The organism is Hymenobacter terrenus, assembly GCF_000972495.1.
In the GTDB taxonomy this organism is placed as follows: Bacteria; Bacteroidota; Bacteroidia; order Cytophagales; family Hymenobacteraceae; genus Hymenobacter; species Hymenobacter terrenus.
On the sequence record NZ_LATM01000021.1, the window covers coordinates 22,126 to 45,588 of the forward strand.

19 protein-coding genes are annotated in these 23,463 nt (G+C 58.2%); 12 read left to right on the forward strand and 7 right to left on the reverse strand.

Going from position 1 to position 23,463, the window contains the following annotated elements; all coding sequences use genetic code 11:
* Window positions 1–286 precede the first annotated feature (286 nt).
* From WX88_RS19780 to WX88_RS19805, 6 genes are all read left to right on the forward strand, one after another.
* A complete protein-coding gene (locus WX88_RS19780) occupies window positions 287–5,866 on the forward strand; it encodes a hypothetical protein (RefSeq protein ID WP_046246148.1) in 5,580 nt (1,859 codons plus the stop codon).
* Window positions 5,867–6,095: 229 nt separating this feature from the next.
* A complete protein-coding gene (gene plsY / locus WX88_RS19785; RefSeq protein ID WP_046246149.1) occupies window positions 6,096–6,734 on the forward strand; it encodes a glycerol-3-phosphate 1-O-acyltransferase PlsY in 639 nt (212 codons plus the stop codon).
* Between the two features lie 175 nt (window positions 6,735–6,909).
* Entirely contained in the window at window positions 6,910–7,341 is a 432-nt protein-coding gene (locus WX88_RS19790; protein WP_156176288.1) for a hypothetical protein, read from the forward strand.
* Between the two features lie 55 nt (window positions 7,342–7,396).
* A complete protein-coding gene (locus WX88_RS19795) occupies window positions 7,397–7,846 on the forward strand; it encodes a hypothetical protein (protein WP_046246151.1) in 450 nt (149 codons plus the stop codon).
* A 12-nt stretch (window positions 7,847–7,858) separates the two neighbouring features.
* On the forward strand, window positions 7,859–8,359 hold the full coding sequence (locus tag WX88_RS19800; protein WP_046246152.1) for a hypothetical protein: 501 nt from the start codon (window positions 7,859–7,861) through the stop codon (window positions 8,357–8,359).
* A gap of 254 nt (window positions 8,360–8,613) precedes the next feature.
* Complete coding sequence (locus WX88_RS19805; RefSeq protein ID WP_046246153.1) at window positions 8,614–9,165, forward strand: GNAT family N-acetyltransferase; 552 nt, start codon at window positions 8,614–8,616, stop codon at window positions 9,163–9,165.
* 323 nt (window positions 9,166–9,488) lie between these two features.
* Here WX88_RS19805 and WX88_RS19810 read toward each other — a convergent pair whose 3' ends face one another.
* Entirely contained in the window at window positions 9,489–10,853 is a 1,365-nt protein-coding gene (locus tag WX88_RS19810; protein WP_046246154.1) for a Gfo/Idh/MocA family oxidoreductase, read from the reverse strand.
* Between the two features lie 9 nt (window positions 10,854–10,862).
* A complete protein-coding gene (locus WX88_RS19815) occupies window positions 10,863–11,579 on the reverse strand; it encodes a 3-keto-disaccharide hydrolase (protein ID WP_046246155.1) in 717 nt (238 codons plus the stop codon).
* 459 nt (window positions 11,580–12,038) lie between these two features.
* Between WX88_RS19815 and WX88_RS19820 the strand changes: the two genes are divergently transcribed.
* The 5 genes from WX88_RS19820 to WX88_RS19840 all read left to right on the forward strand — a co-directional run bounded on the left by WX88_RS19820 (window position 12,039) and on the right by WX88_RS19840 (window position 15,322).
* A complete protein-coding gene (locus tag WX88_RS19820) occupies window positions 12,039–12,590 on the forward strand; it encodes a helix-turn-helix domain-containing protein (protein WP_046246156.1) in 552 nt (183 codons plus the stop codon).
* A 28-nt stretch (window positions 12,591–12,618) separates the two neighbouring features.
* Window positions 12,619–13,197: a hypothetical protein gene (locus WX88_RS19825; RefSeq protein WP_046246157.1), complete on the forward strand. Its 579-nt coding sequence runs from the start codon at window positions 12,619–12,621 to the stop codon at window positions 13,195–13,197.
* A 116-nt stretch (window positions 13,198–13,313) separates the two neighbouring features.
* Window positions 13,314–14,201 carry a helix-turn-helix transcriptional regulator gene (locus tag WX88_RS19830; protein ID WP_046246158.1) on the forward strand — a complete coding sequence of 296 codons (888 nt, stop codon included), beginning with the start codon at window positions 13,314–13,316 and terminating at the stop codon, window positions 14,199–14,201.
* Window positions 14,202–14,289: 88 nt separating this feature from the next.
* Window positions 14,290–14,859 carry a GNAT family N-acetyltransferase gene (locus WX88_RS19835; RefSeq protein ID WP_046246159.1) on the forward strand — a complete coding sequence of 190 codons (570 nt, stop codon included), beginning with the start codon at window positions 14,290–14,292 and terminating at the stop codon, window positions 14,857–14,859.
* A gap of 157 nt (window positions 14,860–15,016) precedes the next feature.
* The gene (locus WX88_RS19840) at window positions 15,017–15,322 is read left to right on the forward strand and encodes a putative quinol monooxygenase (RefSeq protein ID WP_046246160.1); all 306 of its coding nucleotides are present in this window, start codon (window positions 15,017–15,019) and stop codon (window positions 15,320–15,322) included.
* 202 nt (window positions 15,323–15,524) lie between these two features.
* Here WX88_RS19840 and WX88_RS19845 read toward each other — a convergent pair whose 3' ends face one another.
* The 3 genes from WX88_RS19845 to WX88_RS30955 form a co-directional block, all read right to left on the reverse strand.
* Window positions 15,525–17,189 (reverse strand): T9SS type A sorting domain-containing protein, encoded by a 1,665-nt coding sequence (locus tag WX88_RS19845; protein WP_156176289.1) that lies wholly within the window; start codon window positions 17,187–17,189, stop codon window positions 15,525–15,527.
* Between the two features lie 351 nt (window positions 17,190–17,540).
* Window positions 17,541–19,211 carry a T9SS type A sorting domain-containing protein gene (locus WX88_RS19850; RefSeq protein WP_156176290.1) on the reverse strand — a complete coding sequence of 557 codons (1,671 nt, stop codon included), beginning with the start codon at window positions 19,209–19,211 and terminating at the stop codon, window positions 17,541–17,543.
* A 440-nt stretch (window positions 19,212–19,651) separates the two neighbouring features.
* Window positions 19,652–19,858: a hypothetical protein gene (locus WX88_RS30955; RefSeq protein WP_197076864.1), complete on the reverse strand. Its 207-nt coding sequence runs from the start codon at window positions 19,856–19,858 to the stop codon at window positions 19,652–19,654.
* A gap of 452 nt (window positions 19,859–20,310) precedes the next feature.
* On the opposite strand from WX88_RS30955, the gene WX88_RS19855 reads away from it, so the two are divergent.
* Window positions 20,311–21,675 (forward strand): dipeptidase, encoded by a 1,365-nt coding sequence (locus WX88_RS19855; protein ID WP_046246163.1) that lies wholly within the window; start codon window positions 20,311–20,313, stop codon window positions 21,673–21,675.
* Between the two features lie 78 nt (window positions 21,676–21,753).
* Here WX88_RS19855 and WX88_RS19860 read toward each other — a convergent pair whose 3' ends face one another.
* A complete protein-coding gene (locus tag WX88_RS19860) occupies window positions 21,754–22,350 on the reverse strand; it encodes a porin family protein (protein ID WP_052732882.1) in 597 nt (198 codons plus the stop codon).
* 473 nt (window positions 22,351–22,823) lie between these two features.
* Entirely contained in the window at window positions 22,824–23,447 is a 624-nt protein-coding gene (locus WX88_RS28945; protein ID WP_072053057.1) for a porin family protein, read from the reverse strand.
* Window positions 23,448–23,463 lie beyond the last annotated feature (16 nt).

The window sequence follows — 23,463 nt, forward strand, 5'->3', positions numbered from 1 at the left end:
GTAAGCGGGAAAATTGTTGATAATCGCCAGGTATTATCCCATAACTCATACGGTTAGGGAATTGCTTTTTTGATTGTGCCTAACTTGTAGCGGGTTTTTAGCGCAATTTTAGCACAACATTTGGCACTATACTTCGTGTCAGGCGTTTGCGTTGGAAAAGCAGCCCGCCAGGTCGTGGCCGCGTCGTTGCCTCAACGTGCGGATGGGGCAGGGGTGGGTGAAGGAGATATTTACAAAACCGGGGCGGCTTGCTAAGCGAGTGACAGTTCCAGTTCAACTAGCATTTATGAAGCAATTACTTATTCTTACTACCTGGCTGAGTCTACTCATAGGCAGCTATGCGTCGGCTCAAGCCCCGGCGAAGGCCCCGGGTACCAACCCGGCGGCGCCTCCCGCCGCGCCCCGTTACCAAGTGGGCAAGCTGTCGACGGACCCGGTTCAGTACATGACTGACGTGCAAAGCATGATGGCTACCACCAACAACGCCGGCGCCCGCGTTGTGGCTGCCCGCCTGAAGGAATTGTGGGGCTCCAATCGGCTGACTGCCTCGCAGCAGGCGCGCATCATTGCCCTGTCGCAAACGATGCTGAGCAAGCGGTTTCGGCCCCGGCCGCAGTTTGAGTCGTTTTTTGGAGCGATAGTGGGTGGTGCTACCATCGCCAAGCTCACCGACCAGCAGATGGACCAATACCTCGACGTAGTGGGCCAGACTCTGGAGAAGGAGGCCCCCGCCGAAACCGAAAAATTTCTTTCTAGCACCAACCGCTTCCTGAATGGGGGCTACCTCTACCGCTCGGGCTTCAACTCCCTGCGAGCCATCGGCGGCACGGTTTCGTTTGCTTATTCGCCCATCGCGGCGCCGGTTTCCAACCTGGAGTTTGGGGCGCCCGCGCCCGCGCCGAAAGAAGAGGAACTGCCGGCGGCCCAGCCTGTGGCGAAGAAGCCCGTGGCAACCAAGACGCCGGTGAAAGCTGCGCCTAAGCCTGCACCCAAAAAGAAGAAAGCCAGCAACGACGGCTGGGATACTGCCGACCTGTGGTCGTCGCCCTCCGGGGGTGGCTGGGGCGACACCGACGACGGCTGGGGAGCCCCGGTAAAGAAGAAATCGCCCGCTAAAAAGCCCGTAGCCAAGACCAGCTCCACCAAAGCTACACCAGCTGCAGCTCCGGCTAAGGAAGCCGCACCGGTAGTTAAGTCGTCGGACTTCGATACGCCGGCGGCATTCACGCCCTCAGCCCTGCCCTATGACGAATACACGCCGCCGCCCGCGCGCGGTCCGGTGCTGGTAGTGAAAGACGCCGACCTGCTGATGGCTACCGTGGGCGACTCGGTGGTGCTGAAAAAGGTGAGCGGAACGGCCGTGCCCTCGTCCAGCCGCTTCATCGCTACGAGTGGTCAGCTGGCCTGGACCGTCAAAACCAACCCGGTAACGGCCGACCTGGCGGGGTTCGACTTTGACCTGAGCAAGCCGGAGTTCACGGCCCAACCCGTGACGCTGAGCTACCCGGCTGTCCTGGAAGCCCCCGTGAAAGGTGCCATCAGCTACAAGAGCGTACGGCGCAAGCCCGGTGCAACCGAGACTGGCTATCCGCGCTTTATCTCGCTCACCAACGATGCCCGCATCAAGAACCTTGGCGACAATATTCAGTACCGGGGGGGCATCTCGATGTCGGGTAGCAAGGTGCTCAGCGCCGCCCTCGATGGCTCTCAGTCCACCCTCACGGTGAGCCTCGACAGCAAGCCCAAGTTCAAAGCCCTGTCGCGGGCATACGTGCTCAGCGATTCGCTCATCACGGCCAGCCGGGCCGGCGTGACCATCTACGAGGGCACCAAGGATTCTGTGACGCACCCCGGCGCGCAGCTCAAGTACTCCAAAGCCAAGCAGCAGCTCAAGCTGGCCCGTGAGGAAGGCCTGTACAAAACCACGCCCTACAGCGACTCCTACCACCAGATGGACATCCGCACCGAGGCACTGACCTGGAATCTGACCCAGCCGACCATCGACTTCGCGGTGCTTTCGTCGAAAAACCAGCAGACGGCTGATTTTGAGAGCAAGGAGTTCTTCACCAACAACCGCTACCAGCAGCTCAAGAGCATCAACCGGCTGCACCCGCTGCAGATGCTAGTGGGCTACAGCCAGAGCCACGGCAATGTCAAAGTGCTGAACGTGAACACTCTGGCCACCGACTTGCATACTTCCGTGGCCAACATGCGCAGCGACATGGCCGGCCTGGCCCGTGATGGCTACGTGGCCTGGAACCCCCTGACCGGGGAGGTAACCATTTTGCCCAAGGGCACGCACTATGTGGCCTCGGCCCGCGATAGAAAAGACTATGACCACTTAGCCATCAAGTCCTTGTCGGGCTCGGGGCGTAATGCTACGCTCAACCTGAACACCAATGAACTAGTGGTTCGTGGCGTGCAACGGTTCGATTTTACCGACGACTCGGCAGCGGTATTCGTGAAGCCGGACAGCGCCATTATCCGCATCCAGAAAAACCGAAACATTGATTTCAGCGGTACGGTGGTGGCCTCGGCCATGCGCTTCCGGGGGCGGCAGTTTAAGTTTGACTACGATGGCTTTTACGTCGACATGGCCAAAATCGACTCCATCGTTATTCGCAGCGAAGCCCGAGATTCGAAAGGCAAGCCCACCGGCAAAACCGCCGATTTCGCCCTTACCAACAAGGGCAATGTCTCGACCGGCCGCCTCTTTCTGAACGACCCCAAAAACAAGTCGGGCCGCAAGAAGAAGGGCCAGTACCCGTCCTTCGATTCTAAGAGCGGGGCCAACGTGTACTTCCGCAAACAGGACGTGCTGGGCGGCGCCTACGATTCCACGCTGGTATTCGACATCCCGCCGTTTAAGCTCGACTCCCTCAACGGCATCAGTAAGTCCACATCGGGTTTCGATGGTACGTTCCGCAGCGGCGGCATCATTCCCGACATCAAAACTAAGCTCACTGTGCAGGAAGATGGCTCGCTGGGCTTCATCTACGACGTGCCGAAGGACGGCTTCCCGCTCTACAAGGGCCGGGGCCGGGTGTATAATAAGGTGAAAATGAGTGGTAAAGGTTTGCAGGCCGATGGCACCATCACCTACCAGTCGGGTACGTTCACATCCGATGGTTTCGTATTCTACCGCGACTCGGTGGTGGCCGTGGGCCGAACCGGTATCATCGCCGCGAAGAAGGCCGATGGCGTGGACGTGCCCCGCATGAGCCTGCCCACCAACTACGTCATGAACTGGAAAGTGCGACAGGACTCGATGTTCCTGAGCACGCCGCGCTCCGGCGAAGCCATCCGACTGTACGCCACGGCTGACAAGAAAGCGGGAGCCGATAAGAAAGCTAAATCGGTCACGGCCTACGGCTTTACGGGCACGGCGCTGCTCACGCCCAAGGGTACGGGCGGCGACGGCCGCCTCGACGGGCCGCAGTCTTTCATTAAGTCGCCGGAGTTTACATTCAAGTCGGACAGCTACTCGGGCAAGCGCGCCACCCTCAGCATCAAGTCGGGCGAGGCGAATAAGCCCGCGCTCACGGCCAACGAAGTGGCATTTACTTATGATTTAGCGAAGGGCTACGCCGACTTCCGCCGTGAGGAAGGCAGCAAAGCCAGCATCGACTTGCCGTACTCGAAGTTCCGGACTACACTCAGTGGTGGGCACTGGGACTTCAAGAAGAAGCAGGTGAAGCTGCGCGTAGCGGCTAGCGCCGACTCTACCAAATCGTACTTCTACTCCAGCAACCCCGAACAGTATGGCCTGCGGTTCAAAGCCTCTTCCGGTGTGTATGACTTGGCCAAATACCGCATGCAGGTGGGTGGCGTTCCCTATATCGCCTCTGCCGATGCCTGGATTCTCCCCGATTCGGGCAAAGTCAGCATTCTGGCCAACGGCCGGATTCAACGCTTCCGCAACGCGCACGTTGTGCTCGACTCGCTGGCCAAGTTCCACAACCTCAACCACGGCAGCGTGGAGGTACTATCGAGAATAGCTTTTGCTGGCACTGCCGACTACGTCTTCAAAACCGGGAAGGACTCGGTAGCCCTGCACTTCACCAACTTCGAGCCCGACCCGGCTGGCGTGTTGGCGGGCAAGGGCCGTGGCTCGAAGAGCCTGCTGCGGCGCAACAAGGATGATAAAGAGCCTTCTAAAGAAGGGTTCGACTTCAGCGATGCCACTGGTCCGCCCACCATCGCCACGGCTACCGTCGAGCCCAACAACAAGTTTCAGCTCGCACCTCGCATCCGCTACCGTGGTAAGGTGCAGCTGCACTCGCGCCGCCGCGACTTCGCCTACAGCGGCGAAGTACAGCTGCTGTTCGGCAAGGAGCCATCTACTTCTTGGATTGCCATCAAGGACTCCATCGACCCCAAAAATATCAGCGTGAACCTGGAGGGCGTGAAGGCCGCCGACGGCACCCCGCTCGTTACGGGCTTGTTCCTGTCGGACCAGCGCAATACTATATACCCGCTCTATGCTTCCCCCGCGCCTGAAGCCACCGACGTCCCCATTTTTAGCGTGGATGGCAAGCTGCGCTATAACGACAAGAAGCGCGTGTACAGCATCATGCGCAGTGACCCGACCAATGCCAACGCCTACGAGGGCTCGGCGCTCACGTATGCCGACTCGACCAACCGGCTCACCTTTCGGGGGCCAATGACGTTCATCACCTCGACCAAGGACTTCAAGATGACGGGTAGCGGCGTGGGTACTGCTACTCCCGACAGTGCCCGCTACGCCGTGGATGCCCTGCTGGGCTTCGACATCAACATGCCGCCCAAGTCCATCGAGGTGCTGGGTACCGAGCTGGCCCGCGCCACCAAGCACTCGCCCGAAGCCCAAGATGGCTCCGCGAACGAGCTGTATAAGCTGGCCCAGTTCATCGGCGACAAGGGCGTGGAGTCGTACGCCGCCCGTAAGGGGGCCGCCGAATCGTTGATGAAGCTCTCGCCCAAGCTGGCCCACACGCTGCTGCTGGGCAAGGTGAACCTGCGCTGGAACGAGCAAAAGCACGCCTGGTACTCGGTTGGCCCCATTGGCCTGAGCGGCGCGGGCAAGCAGCCCCTCAACGCCCTGATAGACGGCTACGTGGAAATCAAGCGTGAAAACGCCACCGACGCCGTGGAGATGTACCTCGAAGTCGATGCCTCGACCTGGTACTACTTCAAGTATGCCAACAACTTACTGCTGGTGAAGTCCAGCAGTGAGAATTTCGACTACGAAATCAGCAGCAAGGCCAAGTACGACTACGAGACGGCCACCACCTACGGCACCTTCCTGGGTGGCATTGATGAAGTCGATGGCTTCCGCTCCCGCTTCCGGAAGGAATACTTGGGTAAAAAAGGCCCGCTGGCCGCTCGCCCCGCTGCCTTGGTTACGTCCACCGACGATACGGAGTCAACGGATAAGAAGGGCAAGAAGAAAAAGGGCAAGGACAACGAGGCCGACCCCAGCGCCGACCCGACGGCTGATGCAGCGCCCGAGCCCCCCAAGAAGAAGAAAAAGCTCAAGGCCAACGACCCCTTCAGTGATGGCGTGATGGATGACCCCGCGGCGCCCGCCCCCGAACCTGCCAAAAAGAAGGAAAAGGCGAAAGACAAAGCGGCCGATGCGCCAGCCGACGGTACTGCTCCCCCCGCCGTGCCCGCGCCCAAAAAGGAGAAAGCCAAAGCGGCTGACCCCGCCCCAGCCGCAGATGTCCCCGCCACCGAACCTGCGCCCGACCCCGCCCAAGCCAAGAAGGAAGCCGAGCGCCAGGCCAAGGAAGCTGAAAAGCTGAAAAAGGAGGAGGAGAAAAAGAAGAAGGAAGAAGAAAAGAAGAAAAAGAAGGCCGCCGATGACCCATTCGGCGAAAGCTAAAATCACGCGAAAACTGAACAAAACTCCCCTCCTTACCAAGGAGGGGACATTTCAGCAACGCTGAAATTGGGGTGGTAAACTCGTTGAACGATACCCGCACGACATCCGCACCAGCAGTGCAGAAATCGTGCACTCATCGTTCAATGAGTTTACCACCCCAATTTTGCTTTCAGCAAAATATCCCCTCCTTTGCAAGGAGGGGAGTTTTGTTTACCCTTCTTATCGCTTTATGATACTGATTTTGCTGGCCCTACTCGGGGCCTATGTGCTTGGCTCAATTCCCACGGCGCTTTGGGTGGGCCGCCGCTTTTTCGGCCTGACTGACATTCGCGAGCACGGCTCCGGCAATGCTGGCGCCACCAATACTTTCCGGGTGCTGGGTCCCAAGGCCGGCTCCATGGTGCTGCTCATCGACGCGCTGAAGGGTTTCGTGGCGGCCTATTTCCTGCCCGCCTGGTTAGTGGCGCAGGGGGCCATTTCTCCCGAGCACGAACTGTACTACAAGCTGGCTTGCGGGGTGCTGGCTATTGTGGGCCACATCTATCCCGTCTTTGCCCAATTTCGGGGTGGCAAGGGCGTGGCCACCGTGTTGGGCATGATGCTGGGCGTGGCTCCGGCCACGGTAGGCGTCTGCCTGCTGGTATTCGTTGTGATGCTGCTCGTGTTCCGCTATGTTTCCCTGGCTTCCATGACGGGTGGTGTCGTCTTCGCGCTATTGCAACTGCTGCCGCAGTTTAGGCCGGCGCAACCCTTCATGGTGTACGTTGGTTTCGTGCTGGCCGGCCTGCTCATCTATACCCACCGGGCTAATATTGGCCGGCTGCGGGCCGGGACCGAGAGCCGCGTGCCGCTATTTGGGCGGAAGTAGATGGGTAGGTGGTAAAACGGCTGCTCTCTTGCACTAATAGAATGTTTAATAGAAGGAATATATTCAGAAGGTACTCAAAGCGCCTTATTTGAGTGCCTTTGGCGCCGGCAATACCCGCTATCTTTCCATAGGGTCCGCCCGCGCAGCCCAGAAAATACCCTTTCTACCGCTTGCCATGCCTTTCTGCCTCCAGGTTCCTCGTCTCGCGCGCACGCCTCACTACAGGTGGGGTATGGGCTTGCTCGGCCTGTTACTGCTCACGGGCTGCCCTACTCACGAGCCTGCCTCGCCCCCACCACCTCCGCAGGCTAAAGGCAATGAGTTGCATTTTGATATGCGCTACTACGACTCCATCGAAATGACTCTTCAGAGCGAGCGCACCAAACGGGAGCGGGCTATTTTCGATCAATTAGCACGTTTGGACATGACTAAACCTCCTCCTAAGCATGTGCGGATAAAAATGCCTGACCCAACCGATTCCATTTATGAGCACGCAGCCGGCGGCCCCGTGCGTGGCTTTGCCAACAAAGCGGAACTGTTGGCCGACATTCACCGCAAAATTGACTCGCTCAAGGTTCTTGAACACATTCCTCTTACTCCTCACTAGCTTCCTATCAGTTCCGTCCGCGTAAATCCAGACAACGATATTTTTCCTCTTGCCCATGTCTCTCTTCCATCAGGTTTCTCGTCTCCTGCGCATGCCTCACTACGGTTGGGGTATGGGCTTACTCAGCTTGTTGCTGCTCACGGGTTGCCCTACTCAGGAGCCTACCCCACCTCCGCCGCCCCCGCAGGCTAAAGACAATGAGCTGCATTTCGATATGCGCTACTATGACTCGATCGAAATGTATCCTCAGAGCGAGCGCACGAAACGGCAACTAGCTATTTCCCAGCAGTTAACCCGTTTGGAAAATGAGACTAATCCTGTTCGCAGGAATGGTAAAATCGTACCAATGCCTAAAATTAAAATGCCAAATGATTCGATTTATGAGCAGATGGGAGAGGGCAACCCCGTCCGTGGCTTCGCCAACCGTGCGGAACTATTGGCCGACATCCATCGAAAAATTGACTCGCTTAAAGTTCTTGAACACATTCCACTAACACCTCACTAACACCCTCTATCCATGGGACTTGAACTCCTGCACCACTACGAGGACGCCACTCGCAGAGAGAACCCTTTCACCCATTTGCTGCAAACCAAGATGTCAAGTCTGGGCCAGCGTTACGGCTGTCGCATACCAGATATATTGCTCACGATGCAATTTCGGCTGGACGCGAAGAAATACATCATTTCCCCGCCTGAACCAAAGCTTATTTTTCAGCCTGACGGCCCTAGTGACGCGCAACTCAACTTTCGCCATCACACCTTGCGATTCGAGCCTAAATTCTCAGTCTGCAGGTTTTGGTTGAGTATGGACGCGCTCTTTGGTGAGGGCGTCGTAGTGAAAGAGAGCACGACGGTGGGCGGCACGATCGGTGCAGAAAAAGTAGTGAAAGGAGAGTTCCAGATGGGCGGCGAATCGGGCAAGGAGTCCCCTGGCACTCGCACGAGCCTGCACGCCCGGCTGGAGGGTATACTCAGCGCCAAAGAAAATCTACTCGAAGTGTGGGGCGAGTTAGTCTAGCGTAGCCCGGCAGCAGCTCCCGCTTTGCTTGTGCCTGGGACGGGGCTGTTGTCGGCACACAACCTCCAAGCGCTAAGTTCGGGTTGAATAAAATCCTTGCTACTCATCTCCACTGCTACATGAAAAGCGGGCCTTGCGTCACAGACACGCGGCCCGCTTTTTTATCTCATAGGTCCTCGAGAGCAAGCAACATCAGCCTACTAACTATCTTAGAGCCAGGTCGCGCTACGGCCTTTCAACAACCTTGATTCAACATGACCCAGGTAGAACACCCGCGTTTAGAAATTACCCGCTTGGTATTGCGCCAGTTGACCGCCGCCGACGCTCCCCATATTGTGACGCTGGCCGGCGATAGGGCCGTAGCCTCCAACACTTCCAACATTCCGCACCCCTATCACCCCGCCGATGCCCGCTGGTGGGTGGAGCTCTCCGCCGCTGCGTACCAGGCCGGCGAAGGCGTCACGTTTGCTATTGAACTGAAGAGCACTGGGGATTTTATCGGGGCCATCAGCCTGACAGTACAGCGCCGTTTCGACCGCGCCGAGGCCGGCTACTGGCTGGGCGTGCCCTACTGGAACCAGGGCTTGATGAGCGAGGCACTGGCGGCCGTGCTCCGCTTCGGCTTCGCTGAGCTTGGGCTGAACAAAATCCTCGCCACCCACTTCCGCCACAACCTGGGCTCGGTGGCCGTAATGCAGAAGAACGGCATGGTAAAGGAGGCCGAGCTGGTGCAGCACGTGAAGCGCGACGGCCACTACCACGACCTGATTCAATACCGGCTCACCCGCCACGAATACGCCGGGTAATTTAATAGTGTGCTTCTGAGTGCAAAAAGAACGGCAGCGCGTCATCGGCGCGCTGCCGTTCTTTTTGTCTCTGTGCTGGTCCTCAAATCCAGTCAGCACAGCTTGTCTTCGGTTGGCTTAGAATGGTCTCGGAGTCGTTGTAGCGTAGCGCGGACTTTTAGTCCGCGAGTCCGCGCGTGAGATGGTCCGGCGGACTCGCGGACTAAAAGTCCGCGCTATAGCGTGGCGGTACCCAGAACCTGAAACGGTTCTGGAGCGGATTCAAAATTCCTGTCGAGGTTGTCCGGTGCTCCGCTCCTGAGGAGATGGCTCCACTGCTCATCTTAAACTTTAGGCTCCCACCCTTTTTCGTAGTCGCGGCCCCACAGCTTTTGGGCGTTTCTGTCGTCCAGAATATGGCCGTTCTTGGGGTCAATTCTCAGGTCGCGGCCCACCCGCCAGGCAATATTTCCCAGCTGCATGGCCACCACGCTCTTGTAGCCCAACTCGACATCGCAATTGGGGCGGCGGTTGTTTTTGACTGCGTCCAGAAAGTCCATTACGTGCAGGTTGTCCATGCCCAGGCTGGGGCTTGCGGTGTTAGTGCCTTGCACGGTCGCGTCGGTTGCGACGGTGGAGGATACCTCTTTTATCAGCTTGCCGTCCAGGTCATACACCCGGTAACTGTCGCCGCCGGTGTCCAGGCTGCCGTTCTCGCCGTAGAAAATGACGCCCCGGTCCAGGCCCTCGATTTTCCGCCCGTTGGAACTTCGGCACTCCCACAGCAGCGACACTCGGCCCGGATAGTCCATCGTAATCAGCTGCGTATCCGGGGTTTCCCAGTCGTCTTTAAACTCATAGCGCCCGCCCACGGAGCTAACCCGCGTCGGAAAGTCGACGCCCAGGCCCCACCGGGCCACGTCGACCTCGTGGGTGCCGTTGTTCAGGGCCTCGCCGGTGCCCCAGTGCCAGAACCAATGCCAGTCGTAGTGAATCAGGCCCTCCTTGTAGGCCATCCGGGGCGCCGGCCCCTGCCACAGCTCGTAATCCAGCCACGCCGGCACCGTCCCCGGCTTCAGGGTAGTCGCTTTGCGCTTGTTGGTGTACCAGGTTTTGGCCAGGTACACCCGCCCGATAATACCGCTGTGCAGCTGCTCGATGCCCTGCGTCAGAACGGGGGCCGAGCGCCGCTGGGCGCCCATCTGAACCACTCGGTTGTACTTGCGGGCGGCGGCAATGGCCAGTTCGCCTTCCCTGGGATTATGGCTCAAGGGTTTTTCGACGTAGACGTGCTTGCCGGCCTGGCACCCCATAATCGTGAGTGGGGCGTGCCAGTGGTCGGGCGTGGCGATGTAGATGGCATCGATTGACTTATCCTCCAGCACCCGGCGACAATCTTTTTCAGACTTGGGCGTGAGAGTTTGCTTAGTTTTAAGGACCGTCTGAATGGCCTTCGGAATGGCCCGCTCATCCACGTCGCAGATGGTCCCCACCTCGGCATTTTTCTGACCGGCAAACGTGCCGCCCATCGTGTCGCCCCGGTTGTTGACGCCAATCGTAGCCACCCGAATCAGCTCATTAGCCCCGATGATTCGGTTGTAGCTCTTGGCACTGAATCGGGAGGTGCCGAATCCGTAAGCAGACCCGCCTAGTGCCACCCCAACCGAAGCAAGAGCGGCAGTTTTGATAAAATCGCGTCTTTTCTGCATGGGGCTATTTTAGAGAGTTTTGATTTTGATGTTCCGAAACGAAATGGTGCTGCCGTGCTCCTGCAAGAGAATATGGCCCTTCTCGACCGTGCCGAAGGCAGGTACGGCCTGACTGAATTTACTCTGCGCGACTGCCGCCGTGAAGGGCGCGCTACCACGGGTAAATTCCAGAATTTTAACCCCGTTGAGCCAATGCTCCACCTGCTGGCCTTTGGCTACGATGCGTATCGTGTTCCATTGCCCCGCCTCCCCAGCCTTTTTCAGGGTGGTGTTTGGCGGCATCACATCGTAGAAGGAGCCGGTCAGATGGTTTTCCTTCTTGTTGTCCTCCGCCAGCTTGTCGTCGAGCAGTTGATATTCCATGCCCAGCCTGCCGCCCGTTTCGTACTTCGTGTAGAAATATTTGACCCCGCTATTGCCGCCCGCTTCAAGGTTGTAGTCCAGCTGCAACTCGAAGTTGGCGTACTGATTTGTGCTGACGATGTCGCCGCCTTTAGCCCCCTTCTCCGTGGTAAGCGTGCCATCTTTCACCACCCAGCCGGCGGGTACCGGTTGGCCATCGGGCGTCGTCCAGCCGGTCGTGCTCTTTCCATCGAATAGCAGTACCCAGCCGTTTTTCGACTCTTTGGGAGATAATGCGTTGGCCGTTTGAGCAACCGCACACCTCGAAGAGGTCAGACCAGCCAGCAAACAACAGAAGAGTAATCGGTGCGTCGTTGTATTCATAAGCCTTAGTAGAAAGTGTTTTACTTGGTGTTAGGGATTAAAGTGAAGCACCTGGGCGGCAGCGGAAACGACAAATGGCCAGAACCGTCTTGTTTTTAGCTCCCGAATTTCCTGAGCCCTGAAGTTTCCGGGCGCGTGTCGCGAAAGCAGGGTGGGAGCGAAGGTAAGTAGCTTTATCCTGAAAATCCCTTCTGATTTCGAACGATATAAAGTGCTTCAGTAATCGGCTCTTCAAGCCCTAGCTTGCTTGTGTTGAATGTATTGCTAAACAAATAGGAGAGCCTTGTATAGTGTGGCTCAGATGTTCGAGCTATTTAAGCGTTGAGAAAAAATGTCCACCAGCGCCGGCCAGCTCATTGTGTGACAAAATTTAGCATTGTACACAAATTGTAACATACACTAGGTGACACAATTTGTTGTAGCTTCGTTTTTGTCACATCTTCTATTCCTCTCTTAACGATGCCGTCTTCGCTGCGTGACCAATTTGGGCTGACCCAAGAACGCCTGGCTTCCTGGCTGGGCGTGAACCGGACCACCGTCGCGATGGCCGAAAGCGGCCGGCGCAATCAGCCCACGAGTCGGTGGCTGCTGGATGCCCGCATCGAGCTGGCGGCGCTGGAGTTGGTCTTCAATCCTGGTGGGGAGACGATGCCCGCCCCGCCGCCGGTGCCTACTCCGCCGGTGCAACGGTTGCCGCTGGACCACCGCCTGGTCGAAACCCGCTACCAGATATTGCGCCTGCAACGGGAGCTAAAGAGCATGCGCAAGCGGGCGGCGCAGTTCGAAGCGCGCTTGCGGGCCGTGCCGGCGCTGCGGGCCTGGACTGGCCCAGTCAGGAACCCCGCCCGCGAAGCCGGCTGGCTAGCCCTGTTCGAGGAAGAAGCCGTGGACGGCTTGCGCGACGACTGCGGTGCCGGCCAGCAGCTGTTGCTCGAAGCACGCATTGCTGGCCTGGAGCACGAGACGGGCCTGCTGGCCGCGGCAGTGGCCAACCTGCCGGCCCAGCCCTGATGCTGGAGCGCCATGCTATCTTTCGCCTATGTCGCGGTTTCTGCTCGTCCTGTTCGTCTGCCTACTGCTCACTCCGAAGGTAGGAGCCCAGAAAGTTGATATTTCCCTCGGCGCCGCGCCGGCCGGCTTCACTTGGCAGGCCCTACCCGGGAGCAAGGCGGCCATGCCTCTGCCGGAAGGCTGGTACTACCGGGCCGAAGGGCCGAAAGGCGCCCCCACCTACTACCTCACGCAGGAAGCCATTGGCGAAAGCGGTGAGTTTCAGACGGGGCTTTCGCTGCAAGTGGTGCGCAAGGTGGCTGCCAAAACCAAGCGCCGCGCCCCCGAATACGCCGAGTTTCTGATGCTACGTACCGGCTTCGGCCCCGGCCAGCGGCAACTGGAGAAGGCGGCTACCGTGGATGGCCAGCTTCACAAGCGGATGGTGCGCTACCGCGACGCCCCGCCCGATGCTGAGCCGCGCATTGTATACCAACTGGCCCTGGCCAACGCCAAGACTGATACGCTCTACCTGCTCACCTTCGAAAGCCCCGAGCAAGAATGGGCCGAAGCCTGGAAGCTATGCCAGGTGATGGTGAAAGAGCTGGTGCTGGATTCGCGGCAGTAGCAGGGGGAATCGAACAGCCACTGCCGCAACCCGCTTGCGGGACATACCATTGCTGTAGCGTCGTGATTGGGCTGGTCAGAAGTACCACCGGCGGCCGTACGTACTTTGGGTTTGCTATGAAAGACCTGTTCCCAGCCTACCGCATCGGTCACTTCCTCAACGAGCCTACTAACCCGACGGAGTTTGAGGTTACCCGGTTCGAGCACATGCTTGAACCGGAAATTGAGGACCCGCACCGCCACGCTTTCTACGAGGTACTCTGGATTGATGCCGGCCACAGCCGCCAGGCCATTGATGGAACGGAATACGAGCTGCAAGCCGGGTCGCTGTTTTTTATCTCGCCCGGCCAGCTGCACTTGTTTGAAGAATATGCCCACTTGCGCGGCGGCAGCGTGTTATTCACCGAAGCCTTTTTTCTGCTCGGCCGCACCGACCGCAACCGGCTGTTTGAGCTCAGCTTCCTGGACAATTGCCACGGCAATCCGCTATTGCCGCTGGGCCCGGCCGACTTTGCCGAGCTACGCCAGACAATAGCCACCCTGGAGCGCGAAGCCACCCGTCCCGACCGTTCGGCCGAGGTGTGCCAAGGGCTGCTGCACGTGCTGCTGGCCCAGATTCAGCGCTGCATCGACCAGCGGGCCGGGCCAGGGGCGGTGCCCGCCCGGCGTTACGTGGTGCGCTACAAGCAGCTCAAGGCCCTGCTCGATCAGCACTACGCCGACAACCTATCGGCCGCCGACTACGCCGCCCGCTTGCACATCACCCCGCACCACCTCAATGTGGTGTGCAAAGCCGTCACGGGCCGCACCGCCAGCGGGCTTATCCGCTCGCGGCTGGTGCTCGAAGCCAAGCGCCTACTGGCCTTCACCGACCTGCCGGTGGCCGAGGTAGCGGCACACCTGCAGTTCCTAGACCCGTCGTACTTCGCTCGGGTTTTTCGCGCCGAAACCGGCCTGAGCCCGGCTGCCTACCAGCGGGCAATGGCCGAGAAGTATCGTTCCTAAAGGTTGCGGCTCATGGGGGCGTCGTTGTAAGGTCTGCTAAAGTCGGCCGTCTGCCCGCCCAAATTTTACTGCCAGCCGCAGCGCACCCATGAGCAAAACAATATTGTTCGGCGACTATTACGTCGCTAAAGTCAGCCCCGAAGAGTGGGAAGAATTCTTCAGTGAGCACGAAGCCCGGGTTTTCCCCAACGAAGTCTCCCTGCCGCTCGATGCCGCGCTCAGCCCCACTGAAAAAGATAAGCTGACCAAGCTGCGGCAAAATCTGACCGGTATCCTGAGCTTTTACTTCCTGATATATGAAAACGAGCGGCCCATTGGCTGGCATTTTGGTTTTCAGCGCGGGGACCTGGAGTATTTCATGGCCAATACTGGCATTCTGCCCGAGTACCAGAACCGAAAAATCTACTCAGCCTTCCTGAAGTACGCCATCGAGCAGATTATTGAGGAAGGATTTCAGTACATCACCAGCGTGCACAATAGCGACAACAACGCAGTGCTCGTCCCCAAGCTGAAAGCCGGCTTTCTGATTCAAGCCATGGGCTTCTTGATTCAGCCGATGCTACTGGAAACGAACTATGGCACCATGATCCAGCTCGTTTACCCAGCCAAGGATACGTACCGCCAGATGTTTGGGCCCGGGCGCGAACGCCAGCACTGAACGAGAAAACACGCAAGCCGCCACAGCACCGGCTGGGCTTACGAAGGGACCATGTCCGAATAGTACCGGATAAAGTAGTTGCTGTTCTAGCCCCTGGTTCGGGACCGGAAGACCTTTGTGGGGTACTAATCTCAACCTCTTTACACAAAGCACAAACATGGAAAAGGTCGCAATCCTCGTTCAGCTCGAAGCCAAGCCCGGCAAGGAACAAGCAGTAGAAGACTTTCTAAAGTCGGCGTTGCCGCTGGCCCAGGCCGAAGCCGGCACCCTGAGCTGGTACGCCATCAAGATGGGGCCGAATAAGTTTGGCATTTTCGACACGTTTGCCGACGAAACCGGGCGGCAGGCCCACATTGCCGGCGAAATAGCCAAAGCCCTATTCGCCCACGCCGACGACCTGCTGGCTCAGCCACCCGTCATTGACCAGCCGGAAATTCTTGCCGTTAAACCCCTGATAGCCTAGCATGCTAGCGGTGGCTGCTTCACGAAGGAGATAAGTTTTTTTCCTGAAGATGAGCAACGGCAAAAGCCTGTTGCGACATGGAATGGCCAAAAAACATGGGCTCTTATCTACTAGCAAAATGCCAGTAGTAAGAGCCCATGTTGTGCTTAACAGGAGAGAAGGGGCTAGGTAATTATCCCTCTTCGTCTCACCTACTCTTGCCTTATTCGACCACCAAGCGGGTGCTAGCCGCGCCGCAAAGGATGTGGTACAGGCCGGGAGTCAATCCGGTCACATTGAGCGGCGCCACGGCAGCGCCTGCCGGCAGGATTTGGACGCGCACCTGGCGGCCAGTAGCGTCGAGCAGAACCAGCGCGCGGGCCGTGGCTGTGGCGCGCAGGTTCAGCGTAGTCCCGGTGTGAGCAGGGTTGGGCGCGAGCGTAATTGACTCGGAAGGCTGCCGAGCCGTGTAGGTGGCCAGCGGGCCGCTGGCCTCAGGCAGCGCGGCCAGGAAGCTGTTGACCGCTGCCGCTGAAGTGAGCGACGTGCCACTAAAGTCAGCCGAGGGTCCTTGGAATTCGCCAGCCACAAATACGTTCGTGTTCGTCAGGGCCAGCGCGATGGCTTGGTCATCGTTTACCCCGCCGGCACGCTGCGCCCAGGTGAAATTAGCGCCGGCGCCTGTGTCCGTAAGCTTGGCTACGAAGATGTCTGACTTGCCAGCAGTACTTAGGGAAGTAGTCCCAAAAGCAGCGGCGCCACCGAAGAACCGTCCCGCCATGTACAAAGTAGTGCCGCGCACAGCCAGTGCCTGGGGGATTACGCCGCCGCCTGCCCCGCCGGTGCTTAGAGCCCAGTTGTAGCTGGAACCAGCGCCCGCGTCGGTGAGCTTGGTCAGGAACGAACCGCTGGCACTCAGCGTAGTGGCGCCGAATACGGCTGTACCCGGATCGAAATCCCCTACCGCGTACACGCTGGTTCCGCTCACGGCCACTGCTGCTACCCTACGCCCGCTGGGCTGGGTCCAGACGAACGTGCCGCTGGCACCCGCATCGGTAAGCTTGGCCATAAACCCACCGGGGGTACCGGTCAGAGCGCCGCCCCCGAAAGTAGCCGGCAATTGGAAAAAGCCGCCCACGTACACATCCGTACCATTTACCGCTAAAGCCGAGGTCTGGTCGATAAAGTTGCCGCCCGCGCGTTGCGCCCAAGTGTAGCTGGCACTCGTACCCGTGTCCGTAAGCTTAGCCACGAAGACATCGATTTCGCCGGCACTGGTTAGAGCAGTGGTGCCGAAGGTGGTCGTACCTCGAAACTCGCCCGCCACGTAGAGGCTGGTTCCATTAACGGCCAGCGCATTGATGCTGGCTTCACCCGCCCCGCGCGAGGCCCAGGTAAGGGTGCCCGCGTCGGTGAGGCGGGCCACGAAGCCGTCGCCGGGGCCGGCCAGAGGCACGCCGCCAAAGTCAATTGCGGTGCCGGAGAATGTACTAGCCCGGAAATTACCAGCTACGTACACATTCGTGCCGCTCACAGCCACGGCCGTCGCGAGGTCGCCCCCGGTGCCGCCGGCCCGCTGGGCCCACACGAAGCTGTTGGTCACGGGGCTCCACTTGGCCACGAAGGCGTCGAAGTCACCCGCACTCGTGAGCACGGTGCCGCCGAAGGTGGCGCTGCCCAGAAACCGCCCCGCGATGTACACGTTGCCATCGGTGTCGGTGGCCGTGGCATTCACGGTGGAGCTGAGGGCCCCATTTGCGCTAACCACAGCCGTTTGCCAGGCCGGGGCCTGGGCGTGAGCCGCTGGTTTTGCTAATAGTGCCAGGGGTACGGCCAGTAGTGTGGCTAGTGCCCGCCGGTGACCGGAAGAAAAGAGGGATTGGGACAAGGTTGAGCGCATTACAAGTACGGGTCAGTTAAAAATGAAAGAGGTGTTGGTTGTGCGGGCAGTGAAACTCGCTAGCTGAGTCTGGTAGTGGAAATGAGCATCCACGGTTCGCATGACAGGCCACTCCGCTTAAAGGCTGCTCGGGCGCCATAAATGTTAGCTAGCCTCACCTTCCACACGCCCCTGTTTCGTTGGCGCCGCACAGGGCACGGAGAGGCACCCACGTTCGCAAGAGGGCGCCGCGCACGTATTTCTCCCAGTAAACAAGAGCCCGCGTTGTACTTATTTGGTAAGGATGAGACGGACGTGAGTGCTCGGTAATCACCCGCGTCCGTCTCTCCTATTTAGTGCCTATTCGACCACAAGGCGGGTGCTGGCCGCGCCGCAACGGACGTGGTACAGGCCGGGCGCGAGCCCAGCCACGTTGAGCGGCGCCTCGGCCGCGCCCGCTGGCAGAGTCTGGGCGCGCACCTGGCGGCCGGTGGCGTCGAGCAGGACCAGCGCGCGGTTTTCAGTCGCCGCGCGCAGGTTCAGCGTGGTGCCGGCATGGGCTGGGTTGGGCGCGAGCGTGATGGGCTCGGAAGCTTGCCGAGCCGTGTAGGTGGCCAGCGGACCGCTGGCCTCGGGCAGCGCGGCCAGGAAGCCGTTGACCGCCGCCGCCGAGGTGAGCGACGTGCCACTGAAGTCAGCCGAAGGGGCTTGGAAGTCGCCGGCCACGAACACCCTTGTGCTTGTCACGGCCAGCGCTGTGGCCTGGTCGTCGTTTACCCCACCGGCCCGCTGGGCCCAGGTAAAGTCGGCGCTGGCGCCCGTGTCCGTAAGCTTGGCCACGAAGATGTCTATCCGGCCGGCCGTCGCTAGGATGGTAGTCCCGAAAGGCGTGGCCCTGCCGAAGAATCTTCCTGCTATGTACAAGGCGGTGCCGCGCACAGCTAGCGCCTGGGCAGATACGATGCTGCTTGCCCCACCGAGGCCTAGGGCCCAGTTGTAGCTGGAACCAGCGCCCGCGTCGGTGAGCTTGGCCACAAATCCGCCGCCGGTGCTCAGCGTAATGGTGCCAAATACACCATTGCTTGCTGAAAAAGAACCTGTTACATAAATGTTTGGCCCATTTACAGCTAGTGCCGAAACTGTGCCACCACTGCTTTGCACCCAAGTGAACGCCCCGCTGGCACCCGCATCGGTGAGCTTAGCCACAAACCCGCCGGGTGCACCAGTCAGGGCGCTACCGCCAAAAGTGGGCTGCAATTGAAAAAAGCCCCCCACGTACACATCCGTACCGTTTACCGCTAAAGCCAAGGCCTGATCGACGATGCTGCTGCCGGCGCGCTGCGCCCAAGTGTAGCTGGCGCTCGTGCCCGTGTCGGTAAGCTTGGCTACAAAGACATCGCTTCCACCGGCGCTAGTCAGAGCAGTACTACCAAAGGTGGTCGGTCTTCCAAACTCGCCCGCTACGTACAGGTTAGCTCCATTAACGGCCAGAGCATTGATAGTAGCTTCGCCCGCCCCGCGTAGGGCCCAGCTAAAGGTGCCCGCATCGGTGAGCCGAGCCACGAAGGTGTCGCCAGTGCTGGTACCGGCCAAGGGGGCGCCACCAAAGTCAACGGCATAGCCCAAAGATGTACTGGCGGGAGAATTACCGGCCAGGTAGACGTTTGTGCCGCTCACGACTATAGCGGTGGCTTCATCTCTGCCCGTTCCGCCAACGCGCTGGGCCCACACGAAGCTATTGGTAGCAGAATTCCACTTAGCTATAAAGGCATCGAAGTCACCCGCACTGGTCAGCACGGTGCTGCCGAAAGTGGCACTACCCAAGAACCGGCCAGTGATATAAACGTTGCCATCGGCATCGGTAGCTGTAGCCTTCACGGTGGAGTTGGGGGCACCATCTGCACTGATCACGGCCGTTTGCCAGGCCGGAGCTTGGGCGTGAGCCGCTGGCTCCGCTACTATAGCCAGGGGTAAGGCCAGTAGCGGAGCAAGTGCTCGCCGGTAGCCGGAAGAAAAGAGGAATTGGGACAAGGTTGAGCGCATAGCAAACAAGGGGCTAGTTAAAAAAGAAAGCGGTGTTGATTGTGTGAGTGATGGAATCTACTAGTTGAGTCTGACAGGGGAAGTGAGCATCCGCAGTTCGCATGGCAAGTCTAGACCTGTCAAGGCTGCTCGGGCATTTATGAATGTTTAGCTGGTGCTGTCTTCTGCATGGCCGACCACGGGTGTATTGCCGGTGCCCGGCCCATTAGCCAGCCCGGCACTGGCAATACATGCGGCCTGAGAACGTCCTATCGGGAAAATTATTTGCTAAGCAGACGCGTAGTCCGTTTCTGCCACAGGCGTAGCTATACCGTTACCAATCCCATCAGGACCTGGCTTACACTTGGCAAGCCCTGTTCAGGGCCTGCTTTGCCTTAGCGGCATGAGCCACCGCGTTATCGAGATGCTGTTGCTCAGGAATTTACCGGCTAATACACGTTGCCGGTGGCGTCGGTGGCCGTAACCTTTACGCTGGAGCTGCTGACTACTTCGATTATGGCCCTTTGCCAAGCTTGCGTATAGGCCGTCGGTTCAACCAGTATGGGCAGCAGCACGGCCAGCAATGGGGCTAGTACCCAAGAGTGATGAATAGAAAGGAGAGAGGCTTGTGACCAAGTTGGGCGCATTGTTGACATAGTAGTAACGAAGGGAAGGAAGAGGTGTGGCTTAACGGACATCAAAACCAAGCAGCAGCCGGTAGTGGATGGATTGTCCGCATTCGCGAGACAGGAGAATACGTGCAAAGGCTGCTTTTGTGCAGCATAAATTTTTGCCTACCCTCGTTTGCCTGCTCTGGAATCCTTTGGGGCTGGCACAGTACCGGGTGAAAGAGGCTGAACAGGTACCTGGAAAGGGGTAAAAGCTCCGGTTGATTAGCTCTGTGGGTACGATGGCGCGGCCGGCGGCCCATGCCAGTTGGTAGTAAGTCTCTGGCTCACCATCGCCCACACCATTAGGAAGCTGTATTGTTCTACAGTGACCGGCCGGAAGCCAGTGAATAATCGGCACCGGCTACAGGTCCGCGCCATCGTTTCGGGTTGGCCCGCTACTTTTACCTCCGCATTCCCAATCTCCAAATTTGCTCCGCATGGCCAATTACCTCGCCGATAACCAAACCCGCTTTCTCACAGAGCTGCTTGACTGGCTTCGCATCCCTTCCGTATCGGCCGACCCCAAGTTCCACGATGATGTGCTGCGGGCCGCCGATTACCTCAAAACCCGCCTCGAGGAAGCTGGCGTGCAGAACGTCGAAATCTGTCCCACGGCCGGCAATCCGATTGTTTACGGCGACTATCTCACCGACCCGAGCAAGCCCACCGTGCTCGTGTACGGCCACTACGACGTGCAGCCCGCCGACCCTTACGAGCTATGGACTTCGCCGCCGTTCGAGCCCGTAATTAAGGACGGCAACATCTACGCCCGCGGTGCCTGCGACGATAAAGGCCAGGTCTACATGCACGTCAAAGCCTTCGAAATGATGATGCGCGACGGTCAGGGCGGCGTACCCTGCAACATCAAGTTCATGTTCGAGGGCGAGGAGGAAATCGGCTCCAACAACCTCGAAATCTTCGTGAAAGCCAACAAGGAGAAACTGAAGGCCGACGTCATCCTCATCTCCGACACCGGTATCCTGGCCAACGACGTGCCCAGCATTGAGGTGGGTCTGCGCGGCCTCAGCTACCACGAAGTGACCGTGACCGGCCCCAACCGCGACCTGCACTCCGGCCTCTACGGTGGCGCCGTGATGAACCCCATCAACGCGCTCTGCCAAATGATTGCCAGCCTGCACGACGAAAATGGCCACATCACCATTCCCGGCTTTTATGACAATGTGGACGAGCTAAGCGCCGAGGAGCGCGCCGAAATGGCCAAAGCTCCGTTCTCGGAAGAGGAATTCAAGCAGAGCATTGGGCTGCCCGCCACGGCCGGTGAAAAAGGCTACTCCACCATGGAGCGCACCAGCATCCGCCCCACGCTCGACGTAAACGGCATCTGGGGCGGCTACACTGGTGAGGGCGCCAAAACCGTCATCGCCTCGCAGGCCCATGCCAAAATCTCCATGCGCCTGGTGCCCCACCAGACCTCGGCCGAAATCACCGAGCTGTTCCAGAAGCATTTCAGCAGCATTGCCCCAGCCGGCGTGACAGTGGAAGTACGCCCCCACCACGGCGGCGAGCCCGTCGTGACTCCTACCAACTCCGTCGCCTACAAAGCTGCCGCCGACGCCATGGAAACCACCTTCGGCAAGCGGCCGGTGCCCACCCGCGGCGGTGGCTCCATCCCCATTGTAGCCATGTTCAAGTCCGAACTGGGCCTGGATACCGTCCTGCTCGGCTTTGGGCTCGATTCTGATGCTATCCATTCGCCCAACGAGCATTTTGGGGTTTTCAACTTTCTGAAGGGAATTGAGACCATCCCGCATTTCTACCGCAACTATGCGGCGGCGCAGTAAGAGCGGGACTGCCTTATAGCCAACGAAAAGCCCAGCCTTCCTTTGTAGAAAGCTGGGCTTTTCGTTGGCTATAAGGTGCTAGTTGAACGAATAGGTAGCGTAAAGTTGAAAAGCGCTGTTGCGAGCCCGCGTCTGTTGCTTCAAATTGCCCGTTATATTGATGGATTTAGGAAATTCGGTGAACTCCCCGTTATAGCGCAAGCCAAGGCCGATGCCCTGCTTGAGTTGGTAGCCCAAGCCCGCCAAATAGCCAAAATCCACGGTTTTGTACAGGTCTTTGGTATCGGCCGACAGGCTGCCGGCCTCGTACCGGGCTGCTATCAAAAACCCAACCTGTGGGCCTGCTTCGAAAAACAAGCCGTCTCTGTTCAGGTGAAACGCCAGTGGTACATCGATGTAGTGCAGCCGCGTTTTGAATTCCTCGTTCAACTCACTCACGTCGCCTTTTTGCGAATATAGCAGTTCGGGCTGAAACGCCACCAGTTTGGTGAGGCCCACGTTGGCAAATACACCGGCGTGGAAACCGAAGCGGTAGTCGGAGTTTGGCGCATCCTTGCCCACAAAATTGGTGAGGGAAGCCCCCGCCTTGAGCCCAAGCGAAACATCGCTGCGTTGGGCGTGAGCGGCTCTGTGCAGGCCCGCAAATAGTAAAAGAGAGAGAAGAGCTTTTTTCATGGAATACGGATTAAGTACAGCCGCGAAGTTACGAGGCCCGTTCCGTCACTTTACCACTGCGCCAAGCGTTACCCATGAAAAAGCTGCGCTTTTTGCCCGGAAGCGCAGCTTTTTGATTCAGGTCATGTGGTGTTGATGTATCGCTTGCTAATATCCGTAGCTGAGAGCAGTGCATTCGCTTGTCATGAAATAAAGCAGCTTTGTCTGCACGGAGAATGACCGGCCGAGGGCTAGGTTAACAAATACGTCAGCGTTGAATTCATATACGAACCACAGGTTTTTCGCTTTGGTATTAATAAAGGTAGCTGCCAAACCACCTGCTTTTATCCTTCCTAAGAATCGCTGTGCAAATGAAGCTGGGGGTGGGAGGTATGAGCTAGAAAGGTAGAATTCCAGCGCATAGAAAAGCCCGGTACCCAAATGGATGCCAGGCTTTTCTATGCGGTCTTAGTATGCCCAGTAACGTCGTTCGGTTATTTGCTGCTAAATAAGTATCCTACGTAAAACTGAAATGCACTATTGCGACCCTGCGGCTGCAATGTCTGGTTCCCATAGTTCGTTGCCTTAGATATATTGGTAAAGCCGCCGTTGTAGCGCAGACCCACCATGAGGCTGTGCGGAGCCTGAAAGCCCAACCCAAAGGCGTAACCGAAGTCTGTGTCTTTGAACTGAGATTTATTGGAGACACTGTTGCTAGCTGGGCCGCTCTCAACGGTTTCCTTGGCACTGAGCAACACGCCCAATTGTGGTCCGGCCTCTAAAAACAGTTGGTCAAATTTTATTTTCGCTAGAATAGGGAAATCCACGTAATGCAGCGTCTGATAGCCTGTGAAGGTGTTGCCGCTGACCGTGGCCTCGTCTTGGATTCCCTTCATGGAATAAAGTAGTTCAGGCTGGATAGAAAGTCGGTCCGTAACACCTAAGCTAACTAGTATCCCGCCGTGGAAACCAAGTTTACTGCTGCTACTGCTGTTCACGTCTTTACCAACAAAAGAGGTGAGTGAGCCACCAGCTTTAATGCCAAAGTGTGAATCTTGAGCATAAGCTGCGCTAGCACTACCGCTAAGCAGAATGAAAGATAGGAGAAGTTTTTTCACGAGAAAAAAAGAAGGT